This is a genomic window from Leisingera sp. F5, from assembly GCF_001593695.1.
Map to the genome: position 1 here is coordinate 75,992 of NZ_LUKH01000021.1, position 12,762 is coordinate 88,753.

Here is a 12,762-nt window from a genome sequence, read left to right on the forward strand (position 1 = left end):
TGCCTGGTTTTGCAGCAGCGGTATAAGCGGATCAGCCCGGCTGCCAGAACGGCCGCAGCAGCTGCGCCGTTTCCTGCGGATGCGTCACCGGCAGCATATGGCCCGCGCCCGGCACTGATACAGCACGGGCATTGGCCAGCCGGCGGCTGAACCCCCGGACAATTTCCCCGATCACGCCCGGGCTTTCACTGCCGTGAAGCAGCAGCACAGGCATCGCAACAGGATCCAGCGCGCCGGGGGCCAGAGTGCCGTTTTCGTCGTCAAAAAGCACCGGGTGGCAGGCCGGAACCACAGGGATTGCACGTATCATCGCAGCACGGGCCGGCTCGGGCAAGTCGGGCCATTTCGGCTCTCCCGGCCCCCACATCCGGTTGAACAGCCGCGCCATCAGCGCGAGATCCCCGGCTGCCCAGGCCGCATCGATGGGCCGGCTGGCGGCTTCCAGTCCGGCGAAGGACGCCGGGGCATCGGATTTTGCCACGGCAAACAGCACCGGTTCGATCAGCGTCAGGCTGCGCACCAGATGCGGCCTGGCCATCGCCATGCGAAGGGCCACGGTGGCACCAAAGGAATGCCCGATCAGATCTGCGGGTTCGCTTAGCAAGGCAAGGCCTGCGTCAGCGTTCAGCAGCTGGTAGTTGCCCTGCCCGTCCCAGTCCGGGCTGCGGCCATGGCTGAGCATGTCGAAAGCGGTGAGGGTGATGTCCTCCGCCATATCCCCGGCCATGCGGCGCCAGGCGCCGGAATGGGCCAGCGAGCAATGCACCGCCAGCACGTTGCGCGGCCCGTGGCCGAAGCTGCGCGAGAAGATCCCCTCTGGCCGTCCGGGCCGGCCGGTCTGCCCGCCTGTCACGCGGCCTGCCCCGCCAGATGCGTGTCCAGATCCGCCAGCCGGTCCTGGCCCCAGAACTTTGCCCCGTCACCGGTGACCCAGAACGGTGCCCCAAATACACCGGCATGGACTGCGTCCTCGAGGTTTTGCGCATAGGCCTCCGCGCCGGCCAAGAGACCGCTGTCAGCCAGCGCAGGGTCGAAGCCGGCGCCGTCGAGACAGGTTCGGATCACGGCGTCTTCGGCGATGTCCTTCTCCTCGGCCCAGCAGGCGCGCAGGATGGACTGCACCAGCTGCCCCATGTCGCCGCCGCCTGCGGTTTGCGCCGCGATGATGGCGTATGAGGACGGCGCGGCATTGGCTGGCCAATGCGCCGGTTTCAGATTGACCGGCATGCCCAGCTTGGCCGCCTGCCGCTCCAGCTCAACCAGGCGGTATTCCTGGCGCGCGGGATGGCGCTCGCCCGGAGGTGTGCCGCCGGTGCGGGCAAACAGCGCGATGATGTCGAGCGGCTTGCACGTCACCTCTGCTCCGTGGCGGGCGGCAATCTCCCACGGCCTTGTGCCGGCCAGATAGGCAAAGGGCGATAAGGTTGAGAAATAGAAATCGAACGCTGCCATAGGCTGTATCTCCCGCTTAGAACTTTGCGCGAGGGTAAGTGCATGATAAGCGGGGTTCAATATCACGAATCTGACACATTGCCATTGCTGCCTGGGGATATCAGCCAATGCCGACTTTGAACGAACCCAAGCTTATCGCTGGGAACGCCAACCTCCCTCTTGCCCAAACCATCGCCCGCCGGATGAGCATGCACCGCGGTGTTGACCAAGGGCTGGTGGATGCCCGCGTCGAGCGGTTCAATGACGGCGAGATCTTCGTCGAAGTCTATGAGAACGTCCGCGGCGAGGACATGTTCATCATCCAGCCGACTTCCAACCCTGCCAATGACAACCTGATGGAGCTGCTGATCATCGCTGATGCACTGCGCCGGTCCTCGGCCCAGCGGATCACCGCGGTGATCCCCTACTTCGGATATGCCCGTCAGGACCGCCGCACCAAGGCGCGCACGCCGATCTCGGCGAAACTGGTGGCGAATATGCTGACTGGTGCCGGCATCGAGCGGGTGCTGACCATGGATCTGCACGCCGCACAGATCCAGGGCTTCTTCGATATCCCGGTGGACAACCTTTACGCCTCGCCGATCTTTGCGCTGGATGTGAAGAACCAGTTCAAGGACCGCATGGACGAGCTGATGGTGGTGTCTCCGGATGTGGGCGGCGTGGCCCGCGCCCGCGAGCTGGCCAAGCGCATCAACGCGCCGCTGTCGATCGTTGACAAACGCCGCGAGAAGGCCGGTGAAGTGGCCGAGATGACCGTGATCGGCGATGTGAAGGACAAGATCTGCCTGATCATCGACGACATGTGCGACACCGCCGGCACGCTGTGCAAGGCAGCCCAGGTGCTGCTGGACAACGGCGCCAAGGAAGTGCACGCCTATATCACCCACGGCGTGATGAGCGGCCCGGCAGTGGAGCGCGTCACCAATTCGGTGATGAAATCGCTGGTGCTGACCGATTCCATCCAGCCGACCGAGGCCGTTGCCGCCGCGCCCAATATCCGCATCCTGCCGACGGCGCCGCTGTTCACGCAAGCGATCCTGAACATCTGGCACGGCACCTCGGTGTCATCGCTGTTCGAGGACAAGACCCTGGTGCCGATCTACGAGAGCCTGACGTCCAACGGCGGCTGAGGCTGCTGTTTTTCCGGATTTTGAGAAGCCCCGCTTTTATGCGGGGCTTTTTCACATTTTCACAGGGCGGCGCGGCGGCGGCGCGATGTGTTCAACGCCGTCAGAAGCGCCGCACAAGCCATCAGTGCCAGACCTGCTGCCGTGGCGCCAAAGGCTCCGCCATAGCCCCATCGGGCGATGGCCGGTGTGCTGGCGAAGGGTGACAGGAACTGGCCGCAGAACACCGATGCGGTCAGGATTGCACCCGCCGTTCCGCGCCGCCCGGACGGGGCCAGCGCCAGCGTGATGGCAACAAAACCGGGAGACACCGCGGCATAGCCAATGCCAATGGCCATGGCGCCCGCCAGCGACACTGCCGGGCTGCCTTCCTGCGCCAGAACCGCAAAGCCAAGCGCCAGTGCGCCATAGCCCAGGGCAAAGATGGCCGCATGCGGCAGCGCGCCTTTGAAACGGGCATAAAGCAGCGCGGTTATGCCGCCGCAAAGCGACAACAGCCCCAGCCCGGCCCCGGTCATCAGCGCGCTGTTCAGGCCCTGGGCGGCAAAGAAGAACGGCAGCTGGGTCGGCATCGTGAAGAACAGCCCATTGGTCAGCATCTGCAGGGCCGAGACCGCGATCACCAGCACCAGCCAGGACGGGTGCCCTGCCCCGTCCGGCTGTGCCTGCCCGGTGCGGCCGCGAGCCGTTTCGGGCGCGTGGCGCCAAGCGGCGTAAAGGCAAAAGACAGCCAGCCCGTAAATCAGAAACGGCAGCCGCGGCGACAGGGTGGCGGCCAGCCCGGCCAGCCCGATAAAGACCAGCCCGCCAAAGTTGCGGGCCGAGATCTGCAGCCCGGTCAGCGCCTGGCGCCGCGCGCCGGTGAAATAATCGCCGATCAGCGCGGTTTGCGCGGTCATGATCAGTGCTACCGCGACCCCTAGGCCAAAGCGGCTGGCCAGCATCAGCTGCAGGTCCGGCAGATAATAGCCGGCGGTGCCGCACAGCATAAACAGCCAGATGCCTGCCAGCAGCACGCCGCGCCGCCCGGCGCGGTCGGTGAGCCAGCCTGCCAGCGGGGCCGTCAGCATCACCCCCAGCGACGGCGCAGTCACCAGCAGCCGCACCAGAAAGCCCGCATCGGGCACGCCTGCGAATTCCTGTTCCAGCCCGGCCAGCGCCGGGCTGATGGTGGCATTGGCCATCACTGTAAGGCTGGCCGCCATCAAAAGCGCGATGGCCTTAGGGTCCTGCCAGAGAGATGTTTTTTCCGTGTTCATCCGGGAATTTCCTTGTTCAAACTGTTCCGGACTGGCAGCCTGCCAATTAAAGCCAGCTTGAGGTCAAGGATGAAACTTCTGGATATTGGCGAGGTTGCCGAACGGTCAGGCGTCGCGGCCTCGGCCCTGCGGTATTATGAGGAGATCGGGCTGATCACCTCGATTGGGCGCAAAGGGCTGCGACGGCAGTTCGGGCGGGAGACCCTGCTGCAGCTGTCGCTGATCACGATGGGCAAGGCCGCCGGATTTTCGCTGCAGGAGATTGCGGGGATGTTTGGCAAGGACGGCCAGCCGGATCTGCCGCGCGGCCAGTTGCACGCCCGCGCCGATGCGCTGGAGGCGCAGATCCGCGAGCTGAGCACCCTGCGCGACGCGCTGCGGCATGTGGCAGACTGCCCGGCGCCCAGCCATCTGGAATGCCCCAAGTTTCAAAAGCTGCTGCGGGCCGGAACCCTGACCGCCAAAGTCTAGCGCCGCGCCCTAATCGACGTCCCAGTCGTCGGCATGGTGCAGCTCGCCGATTGCCAGCCAGCCGGCGCGCAGGCGGGCGGCGCGGCTGTCGGCCCAAGTGCGGAAGACGATCTCGAACCCTTCAATAGTGACGTTTTCCGCCACCAGTTCCGCCCGGATCGCGGCGGAGGTGTCCATATCCCAGAGCGACACCGACACATGCACGGCGGGTGGGTTGGCAAAGGTATCTGCAAACAGAACCGTCCGGCGCCGCTCGCGCAGGCCAGAGCCGGTCCACATCTCGCCGCCATCTTCGAAATCCGAAAAGACTTCGATATCCCCCTGATCGACCCCTGTACGGGGGTTGCGCAGTCTTTTCATTCCGGTTCCCAAGCGGTTAGTCAGAATTGAGATTAAGCCATCCATCAGGATTATCCAGAAACCTGAATCAAAGACCCTGCAGATGTTGCCTTTAGGCAAGGCAGTGCCAACTTGGCAAGTTGCAGTTGCCGGATACCTTGCAGGCGTTTCCGGCCCTCCCAGCAGGGAGAAATCCCCTCAAGGCCCAACGCTTCCCTGATCGGGGATATTTCCCCGATTGTCGCAAACGCTGTGCATTCCGGCGCGGCGGGGACGAGTCCCCGGGGCCGAATTCTGGTGTGTATCCGCATCCGCCTTCGACAGGCGATTTGACCCAAGGGAGGAGAGACCCGTGTCACCAAATGATCCGCATATCCGCAAGCCCGGCCTGGCGATGGCGCTGTTGCCCATCGTGCTGACGCTGGCAGTTCTGGGCGTCCAGCTTTTCTATTTCGGGGATTTCACCCCGCATATTCCGCTGGCCATCGGCATCGCCATCACCGCGCTGGTGGGGCTGAAGCTGGGCCACAAGTGGGACAACATCGAAGAAGGCGTGTTCCATGTCATCAACATCTCGCTGCCGTCGGTTTCAATCCTGATCACTGTCGGCATGATTGTCGGCATCTGGATTGCCAGCGGCACCGTGCCGACGCTGATCTACTACGGTCTGAAAATCCTGTCGCCGGAGCTGTTCCTGGCCGCGGGCATGGTGCTGTGCTCCATCGTGTCGGTGTCGCTGGGCACCTCCTGGGGCACTGTGGGCACCGTCGGCCTGGCGCTGATGGGGATCGGTGCGGGCTTTGGCATTCCGATGTACTGGACCGCGGGCGCGGTGGTTTCCGGTGCGTTCTTCGGCGACAAGATCTCACCCCTGTCGGACACCACCAACCTGGCCCCTGCCGTCACCGGCACCAACCTGTTCGATCACATCCGCAACATGCTGCCGACCACTGTTCCGTCGATGCTGATTGCGCTGGTGATCTATCTGGTTGTGGGCTTCACCCTGATCGACACTTCGCAAGTGTCGTTTGAGCGGATCGACGCGATCACCGAGGCGCTGGACGGCGCCTTCTGGATCTCGCCGCTGATGCTGCTGCCGGCGCTGCTGGTGATTGCGCTTGCAGTGAAGAAACAGCCGCCGATCCCGTCGCTGTTTGCCGGTGCTGTCGTTGGCGGCATCATGGCGATGGTGTGCCAGGGTGCGGGCCTGCATGAGACCTTTACCTTTGCCAACAGCGGCTATGCGATTGAAACCGGCGTGCCGGAAATCGATCCACTGCTGAACCGCGGCGGCATTCAGTCGATGATGTGGACCATTTCGCTGGTGCTGCTGGCGCTGGGGTTCGGCGGCGCGCTGGAGCGGACCGGCTGTCTGCAGGCCATCATCGAAGTGATCATTGCGCGGGTGAAGTCCTTTGCCGGCATCCAGACTTCGGCGATCCTGACCTCGATTGCGACCAATACCGTGGCGGGTGATCCGTATCTGTCGATTGCCCTGCCCGGCCGGATGTATGCGCCGGTGTATCGCGGCATGAAGTATTCGCCGCTGAACCTGTCGCGCGCGATTGAGGAAGGCGGCACACTAGTCTCGCCGCTGATCCCCTGGAACGCGGGCGGTGCCTTTGTGATCTCGGCGCTGGCGCTGGGGATTTCGGATGGCAACTTTGAGAACCTGCTGTACATCCCGCTGGCCTTTGCCTGCTGGCTGTCGCCGCTGATCGGCATCTTCTATGCGATGACCGGGCTGTTCTCACCCAAGGCCAGCGAAGATGAAATCGCCGCCTGGGAAGACAGCGGCGAGCCGGTGGCCAAGCTGACCGCCTGACAGACCAGCGCGCCGCGGGCAGCAGCCTGCGGCGCGCATTTTGCAGTAACCATCGCATCTGGTAGGGTAAGATCATGAATCTCCGCAGCTTTGTCCCAAAAGGTGCGGCCAGTTTCCGGGTTGATTACGACGGGCCGCCCAAAGACATCTACTTTGTGCTTCTGCCGAAGCTGACCATGCTGGCCTTCAGCGCCGCGGTGGAGCCGCTCAGGGTTGCCAATCAGGTGACCGGCAAGGAGCTGTACCGCTGGTTCCTGATGAGCGAGGACGGCGCGCCGGTGGCCTGTTCCAACGGCATCGGTATCAATTCCGACCTGCCGCTGGAGGACCTGCCGCGGGGCAGTTTTGCCTTTGTCTGTTCCGGCATCGAACCCTCGGACAGTGCCAATCCCCGCACCCTGGCCTGGATCCGGCGGCAGAACGCCCATGGCGGCCGGTTCGGCGGCATCTGCACCGGTGCCTTTGCGCTGGCACAGGCCGGCGTCCTGCAGGATCAGCGCTTTACCTTGCATTGGGAAAACCAGCCATCGTTCACGGAGTATTTTCCGGGGCTGGAGCCCTCTGCCAACCTTTATGAGATCGACAACGGGCTGATGACCTGCGGCGGCGGCAATGCGGCCACTGATATGATGCTGGAGATGATCGAGACCGAGCATGGCAAGGACCTGGCGGTCATTGTTTCGGACATGTGCATCCATTTCCGCTCCAACAACCGTGAGGCGCTGCAGAAATCGGCCTATTCCGTTGCCCTCAGCAGCCGCAACCAGCACCTGATTAACGCGATGCAATTCATGCATGACACCCTTGAAGAGCCGGTGGAAATCGGCGTGGTCGCGGACCGGGCGCAGATCTCGCGGCGCCAGCTGGAACGGCTGTTCCAGCGCTATGTCGGCACTTCGCCGGTGCAGTTCTATATCGAGCTGCGGGTGGGCCGGGCGCTGGCGCTGCTGAATGAAACCAACATGACAGTCGCCGAGATCTCCGCCGCCACCGGGTTCAGCAGCGCCACGCAGCTGTCGATCCGTTTCAAGAAACGCTACGGCCAGTCGCCTGCGTCCTTCCGCAAAAGCTGGACCGAAACGGCGGCAGAGGAATAGCCGCGGAGCGCGGGTTACTTCTCCTCGGATGCGAGCGCTTTGCTGAGTTCCGTGATCTTTTCCAGACGGGCGGAAATCCGGTCCTGGAACTGCCCCAGCTCATCAATGATCGAGTTCAGCGACTCTCCGACGTTGCCCAGCCGGGCGCATTCGATCTTGCACAGCACCCGGGTTGTTGTCAGCGCCATGAAATGGCGGTGCAGGGTCAGGCAGGCCTTGAGAATGCGGTCAGCCTCGAACCGGACGTCCTGCAGGCTGGCCCTGGCCTTGGTGAACTGGTCTTCGGTCAGCTGTGCCAGAATGGCCTGTTCACGATTGATATCAATGGCTGCGGCGCCGTCTTCCTGGTTGAGCTGATGGCCGCATTCGGTGAGGATGCGCGCCAGCCCTTCGACAAAAATGGCTGCTGTCACGGTGCCCTTGATGGCGCGAAAATTGCTGTTTTTGCCCCAGACGTGGGCTTCGAACCAGTTGGACATGTCACGCGACATGGAATTGTAATTCTCGGACAGAACGGTGACCGGCCCGCCGGCCGGTTCGATTCTTGAGGCAATGACGCGCAGATTATGCGGGATAGTGCGCATGGATTCGAATTCCTGCACCAGCGCCTCGGTCTCCTGCACCAGATCCCCGGCTGCGGCATGCATCTCCCGGCGTTCCGCCAGACGGGCGTCCGCAGGGCGCTTCAGGCCAGCATCGCGGGCCATGAGCTCTTCTGCCAGAGCGTGGCCGGCAAAATCGTTGTAGGTGGCAAAGCCAAGCCCTTGCAGACGCGCCAGCAGCAGCGCGGCGCTGCCTTCGGGATCAAGCCCTTCGTCGCGTTCAGCCTGTCGCAGAAGGGCGTATTCCTCCTCGACCGTCTTGAGCAGCGGGCTGGTCGGCTTGATCCGCGCTGACAGATAACCGCCCTCGCAGGGGGTGACGACCGCAAAGACCCAGTAATAGCTGCCATCGCTGGCCCGGTTCTTGACATAGGCGCCGACGGTGCCGCCGTCCTTGATCGTGTCCCACAGCAGCTGGAACACGGCGCGCGGCATGTCCGGGTGGCGGATCACCTTGTGCGGTGCCCCCAGCAGATCCTCCATCGCGTATTTGGCGACACGGCTGAACACAGCATTGCCGGCCTGGATCACACCGCGGGAGTCGGTGCGGGAAAAAAACACTTCGTCGAGGGCAAAAGGCGATTCCCTGCCCGTTGATCGGGCAGCCAGCGTGCGGTCTTCAAAGGACACGTGTGAATTCCTGTCAGTGAGTGTAAAGGGCCGCCTTCTGTTTAAGCGGCACAGCTTTTCAAATTGCTAATGCGGCGGCACAAGAGAGCGGATTTCCAAGCTGCCGACAAGGCCGCCCGGCAGCCCCCCGAATGCTGCGGGATCACGCCGCAGTGCCCTGCGCCAAGGGCTTTGTCTGGTCCTGCGGCTGGATCTGCCCGGTGCCCTCCAGCGTCAGGCCCAGGCTTTCGAACAGCGGCAGGCGGCGGGCCGCGAAATTGCCGGCTCTGGCCCCCAGCAGGGCAAGGTTTTCTTCCTCTGTCTCCAGCACCCGGCCTTCGTGCTGCAGCCGCTGACCCTGCGGCGCCAGAATGCGCCAGGCCAGCGCGGCCCAGTCCGCAGGGGCCTCATGGCCTTCGCTGCGCGCCAGCAGGAACAGCTGTTCGAACCGGTCGGCCTCAACCCCGCCGCCGGTGACAGGCGAGGCCAGGAAGCGCAGGATATCGCTGTCCTCGGCCCGCTTGCAGACCGCCAAGTTGAAGGCGCGGCAAGCAGCCGTCCGTTGCGCCAGCCCGTCCTGCGGCAGGCAGGGGGTGATGCAGCCGGTACCGGCAAGCGTCGTCAGCATCCGGGCGATGCTGCCCCAGTCCATGGCGCCGAACACCCCCTGATCGAGAAGGCTGCGCACTGTTGTGGGCCCTTCGGCCAGAGATTTCAGGACAGGCGCGTACTGTTCCTGCTCCAGAGGCACCTCCCTGCCCCGGTGCTGGAATTTCAAGGTTCCGCCGCTGTAGGGACGAGTCAGAGCAAAAGAGGTCGCAAACCAGGCGCCGATTTCACCGCGGGGGGTGTGCGCCAGTTTGCCCTTCACAAAGATATCGGTGCGGAAATGCTCGTTCAGCAGCACATCGCGCAGGCCTTCGCGGCGGTCGGGATCACCCTCGCTGTCCAGCAGAGCCTGCTGTTCCGGTGTGAAGCGGATGCAGTCCAGGTTATCCAGCGGATGCACGGAGCCTGCAAAATTCAACTTGGCGCCGGCCAGTTCACCCGCCAGGTCCTCGAAATAGAATGGAGTCCAGTCCTTGTTGAAATACTCATGCGCCAGATAGTTGGCCGGCATTGATTTCATATGATCCAGACGCTTGGCCGCCGCCGGGTTCTTGCCGAAATACGCCGCACCCGTTGCGCCCAACTGATGCGCAAACGCCATTGCCTGGCCAATCCGGTCTGTCAGCGGCCCGCTGCCCTGTTCTGCCCGGCTGGCAAGAAGACGGCGCAGGGGCATGGCAGCAGCCCAGCCGGGTTGGGTGTTATAGCTGACATAGACCAGGCCGCCCGGCCGCAGCCGTTGCGAAATGAATTGGGTGATATGCTGGCGGTTTTCCTCGGATACCCAGCTGAAGACACCGTGCAGGGCGATGATGTCAAACACCTCGGGCAGGCCCGGCGCGGTGTCGAAATCCTCAAAGGAGCGCTCGTGGAAATGCATGTTTTCCACCGCCGCTTCCTGCGCCAGTTCCCGCGCGCCGGCGATATGCGACGGGCTGAAATCCATCGCATGGAAATCGATATGCGGGTTGGCCGCCGCCAGAAGATTGGCCGAAAACCCCTGGCCGCAACCCAGCTCGCAATAGGTGAGGCTGTCTTTGTCCAGCCCGTGCCTGTGGCCCTGGCTCATCGCGCCGAAACCCAGCAAGGCAGGCGTCAGCTGGCTGTGGAAATCATGGGTATAGTCGATGCCGGCAACATAGCCGGAGGTCCAATCTGTCACGGGGAATCCTGCTGGTTAGGAACATGTCATGCAGGGCAATTTTTCGAAAATTTGTGAGAATTGCGTTAATGCCAGAGAAATTGGCACGGTCAGCGAAGGAAGGCACTACCGTGTGTGAAGAGATACCAGTTGGTCCGCAGTTCCGCCGCGTACTTCAGCCCGAGCCAAAGTCAGGTTTGAGGCCAACCTGTGAATTGGCATTTTTCTCTGCGTTCGCGCGCAGCGGAAGATTTGTTGCAGAGGCGCAATATTCGGCGCGGCTAAGCGGCAATGAAGCCAGCCATTCATTTAAGCTGCAGCAAGGTTTCGTGCACAATCTCACGAAGCGCGGACGAAAGCAGATGTACGGGTAGTGTTTCAACGTCAGCAAAGTGCTGATGTTTGGGTATGGAGGGCGGCATCGAGGGCAAAGGGGTCCTTATGCAGCTCGTTTTTCACCAGCGCTGCCAGACCGTCATGCCCCTTGCGGAGCGAGCCTCAGGCGCCGTTGGTTCGGGCCCAGTGGCAAGCCACCGGCCTGGTGGCCGCCATGATCCGCACCCGGTTCGAGGGAAAGATCTTGGTGCGGCATTCAGTGCGTCAACGAAGGCGGCGATCCGGTCCGGCGGCGCGCCCGCCGCCAGCCGCAGTGACGCTGCCGAAAATGACATCTAAATGGCCTGGCTCGGGGCCATCACAATGGGAAGCCTCTGGTTCAGGCACAACCGTCACAGCGGCAAAGCCCATGCCATCCAGCTCGGAAACAACAAGCTTGCCTTCTGTCGCCAGGCGCCGCCATGCCGACAGATGGTTCGGCTGCATTCCGGCACGGTGCGCCACTTCATTCACGGTCACGCCTGAAACCAGCGTTTCCGCCACCAGCCGGCCTTTCACTTCGTCCGGCCAAGTCCGCTTGCCCGAAGGGCCAACCCGCACCTCACAACCGCCAATGGCGTCCAAAGTGAGCGCTCTATATCCTGCCAATGCGATCTGCATTCCAAATGCTACCGTCCGGGACAGAATCACAGATCGCCTGACAGCTCCGCAAATAGTCTCGGCGTCAACGGCGTCCGTCTTGCCGCGCTTCACATATGGTTTGACGTAGGCCGCAGGCATCAGCTGGACCTCATGGCCAATTGAAAGTAACTCCCGCGCCCAATGATGCGCAGAGCCGCAGGCTTCAATTCCAACGTGACAACTTGGCAGCGCTCCGAAAAACTTGAGCCGTTGTCTGCGCCGGATCGAGTGATTGCAGACAACCGTGCCGTCGGCAGCAAATCCGTGAGCTTGGAAAACGTCCTTGCCGAGGTCCAATCCTACTGCCGCAACTTCCATGGCGGGGCTCCTTTCCTAACAGAAGATGACTTCTGCAGTGTGCCGCAAAGCGCGACGGTTGGGAGCAGATGCCATCCACCCCAGCTGTGTGGATGATTTCGTGCCCGGCGCAGCGAAAGGCGGTTGTCCTGTGTGGATGTATATGGACCCCGCATCCCGCACCGGCCACTCGTGCCGGATGCGGCGAACTGGCGGTCCGAGCTGATTCCGGAGGTGACAAAATCATGCTGCGCGCGCTCGCAGAATATTCCACGCTGCGCAGCGGCTGAGTCCACCGCTGCGTCGCAATGAGTAGAGCAGCCATTCAGGCAAGCCGCAGCCCGGTTCGGATCAGCTACAACTGGACTGCGCAGACAAAGCATGGGTAATCGGGCTGGCCTGATGGATGGGTCGGGTTCTCGATAGACTTGCAGCAAATTGCTGCAATTTGAGGAGAACGAGATGGATTACTTTGTGGGTTCGGACGTGTCGCTGCGGACTGTCGCCGTCTGCGTGATTGATACCGACGGCCAGCACGTCTTCGAGCGCACTGTTGCTTGCGAGATTGAGGATATCGTGACCTGCTTGCGCGAGGTGCCGCCAGGGCAATGTCGGGTCGGTTTCGAGGCCGGCGCGATGAGCCAGCATCTTTACTAATGGGATGTACCGGCTGCTTCATCCTGCAGGTTAGGCTTTGCCTATTTCTGCAAACAGGAGAAGCAGTTATGAAGTCGAAGAAGCTGAAAACACTGATGAAATCGCAGTCATTGGCGTGGATACCGGCAAGGAAACCTTCCATCTGGCCGGCTTTGATCACTCCGGGCAGCGCGTCTTGCGCAAGAAGATCAAGCGTTTGGCACTGAAGACCGCCTTTGATAATTTGCCCCGCTGCGTCGCTGGCATGGAAGCCTGTATGA

12 protein-coding genes and 2 pseudogenes are annotated in these 12,762 nt (G+C 62.4%); 6 read left to right on the forward strand and 8 right to left on the reverse strand.

Annotated features, from left to right (window positions below; all coding sequences use genetic code 11):
* Nucleotides 1-31: 31 nt before the first annotated feature.
* Together A2I95_RS15645 and A2I95_RS15650 are read right to left on the reverse strand one after the other, a co-directional pair.
* Nucleotides 32-853, reverse strand: coding sequence for an alpha/beta hydrolase (locus A2I95_RS15645; RefSeq protein WP_291730827.1), 822 nt, complete (start codon nt 851-853; stop codon nt 32-34).
* Nucleotides 850-1,452: a 2-hydroxychromene-2-carboxylate isomerase gene (locus A2I95_RS15650; RefSeq protein WP_291730828.1), complete on the reverse strand. Its 603-nt coding sequence runs from the start codon at nt 1,450-1,452 to the stop codon at nt 850-852. Before A2I95_RS15650 ends, A2I95_RS15645 begins: the two co-directional genes overlap by 4 nt.
* A gap of 107 nt (nt 1,453-1,559) precedes the next feature.
* Between A2I95_RS15650 and A2I95_RS15655 the strand changes: the two genes are divergently transcribed.
* The gene (locus A2I95_RS15655; protein WP_291730830.1) at nt 1,560-2,582 is read left to right on the forward strand and encodes a ribose-phosphate pyrophosphokinase; all 1,023 of its coding nucleotides are present in this window, start codon (nt 1,560-1,562) and stop codon (nt 2,580-2,582) included.
* A gap of 59 nt (nt 2,583-2,641) precedes the next feature.
* On the opposite strand, the gene A2I95_RS15660 is transcribed toward A2I95_RS15655, so the two are convergent.
* On the reverse strand, nt 2,642-3,838 hold the full coding sequence (locus A2I95_RS15660; protein ID WP_291730832.1) for an MFS transporter: 1,197 nt from the start codon (nt 3,836-3,838) through the stop codon (nt 2,642-2,644).
* Between the two features lie 69 nt (nt 3,839-3,907).
* Between A2I95_RS15660 and A2I95_RS15665 the strand changes: the two genes are divergently transcribed.
* Nucleotides 3,908-4,309, forward strand: coding sequence for a helix-turn-helix domain-containing protein (locus tag A2I95_RS15665; RefSeq protein ID WP_291730834.1), 402 nt, complete (start codon nt 3,908-3,910; stop codon nt 4,307-4,309).
* 9 nt (nt 4,310-4,318) lie between these two features.
* Here the strand turns inward: A2I95_RS15665 and A2I95_RS15670 are convergent, their stop codons facing one another.
* Nucleotides 4,319-4,669, reverse strand: coding sequence for an H-type lectin domain-containing protein (locus tag A2I95_RS15670; protein WP_291730835.1), 351 nt, complete (start codon nt 4,667-4,669; stop codon nt 4,319-4,321).
* A 331-nt stretch (nt 4,670-5,000) separates the two neighbouring features.
* On the opposite strand from A2I95_RS15670, the gene nhaC reads away from it, so the two are divergent.
* Both nhaC and A2I95_RS15680 read left to right on the forward strand, forming a co-directional pair.
* Complete coding sequence (nhaC, locus tag A2I95_RS15675) at nt 5,001-6,473, forward strand: Na+/H+ antiporter NhaC (RefSeq protein WP_291730837.1); 1,473 nt, start codon at nt 5,001-5,003, stop codon at nt 6,471-6,473.
* 74 nt (nt 6,474-6,547) lie between these two features.
* A complete protein-coding gene (locus A2I95_RS15680; protein ID WP_291730839.1) occupies nt 6,548-7,570 on the forward strand; it encodes a GlxA family transcriptional regulator in 1,023 nt (340 codons plus the stop codon).
* A gap of 14 nt (nt 7,571-7,584) precedes the next feature.
* On the opposite strand, the gene A2I95_RS15685 is transcribed toward A2I95_RS15680, so the two are convergent.
* The 4 genes and pseudogenes from A2I95_RS15685 to A2I95_RS15700 all read right to left on the reverse strand — a co-directional run.
* A complete protein-coding gene (locus tag A2I95_RS15685) occupies nt 7,585-8,802 on the reverse strand; it encodes a PAS domain-containing protein (protein ID WP_291730841.1) in 1,218 nt (405 codons plus the stop codon).
* 142 nt (nt 8,803-8,944) lie between these two features.
* On the reverse strand, nt 8,945-10,552 hold the full coding sequence (locus tag A2I95_RS15690; protein ID WP_291730843.1) for a class I SAM-dependent methyltransferase: 1,608 nt from the start codon (nt 10,550-10,552) through the stop codon (nt 8,945-8,947).
* A gap of 579 nt (nt 10,553-11,131) precedes the next feature.
* Complete coding sequence (locus A2I95_RS15695) at nt 11,132-11,527, reverse strand: transposase (RefSeq protein WP_291730849.1); 396 nt, start codon at nt 11,525-11,527, stop codon at nt 11,132-11,134.
* Between the two features lie 33 nt (nt 11,528-11,560).
* A pseudogene (locus A2I95_RS15700) lies at nt 11,561-11,866 on the reverse strand (transposase); the annotation flags it as partial.
* Nucleotides 11,867-12,307: 441 nt separating this feature from the next.
* On the opposite strand from A2I95_RS15700, the gene A2I95_RS15705 reads away from it, so the two are divergent.
* Entirely contained in the window at nt 12,308-12,502 is a 195-nt protein-coding gene (locus A2I95_RS15705; RefSeq protein WP_291730845.1) for a hypothetical protein, read from the forward strand.
* 43 nt (nt 12,503-12,545) lie between these two features.
* Nucleotides 12,546-12,762: pseudogene (locus A2I95_RS15710) on the forward strand (hypothetical protein); the annotation flags it as partial.

What these genes read in the sequence shown, in the direction of transcription:
- A2I95_RS15650 (WP_291730828.1), bottom strand. Translation starts at nt 1,452, where the DNA reads ATGGCAGCGTTCGATTTCTATTTCTCAACCTTATCGCCCTTTGCCTAT.
- A2I95_RS15655 (WP_291730830.1), top strand. Translation starts at nt 1,560, where the DNA reads ATGCCGACTTTGAACGAACCCAAGCTTATCGCTGGGAACGCCAACCTC.
- A2I95_RS15660 (WP_291730832.1), bottom strand. Translation starts at nt 3,838, where the DNA reads ATGAACACGGAAAAAACATCTCTCTGGCAGGACCCTAAGGCCATCGCG.
- A2I95_RS15665 (WP_291730834.1), top strand. Translation starts at nt 3,908, where the DNA reads ATGAAACTTCTGGATATTGGCGAGGTTGCCGAACGGTCAGGCGTCGCG.
- A2I95_RS15670 (WP_291730835.1), bottom strand. Translation starts at nt 4,669, where the DNA reads ATGAAAAGACTGCGCAACCCCCGTACAGGGGTCGATCAGGGGGATATC.
- A2I95_RS15680 (WP_291730839.1), top strand. Translation starts at nt 6,548, where the DNA reads ATGAATCTCCGCAGCTTTGTCCCAAAAGGTGCGGCCAGTTTCCGGGTT.
- A2I95_RS15695 (WP_291730849.1), bottom strand. Translation starts at nt 11,527, where the DNA reads ATGCAGATCGCATTGGCAGGATATAGAGCGCTCACTTTGGACGCCATT.
- A2I95_RS15705 (WP_291730845.1), top strand. Translation starts at nt 12,308, where the DNA reads ATGGATTACTTTGTGGGTTCGGACGTGTCGCTGCGGACTGTCGCCGTC.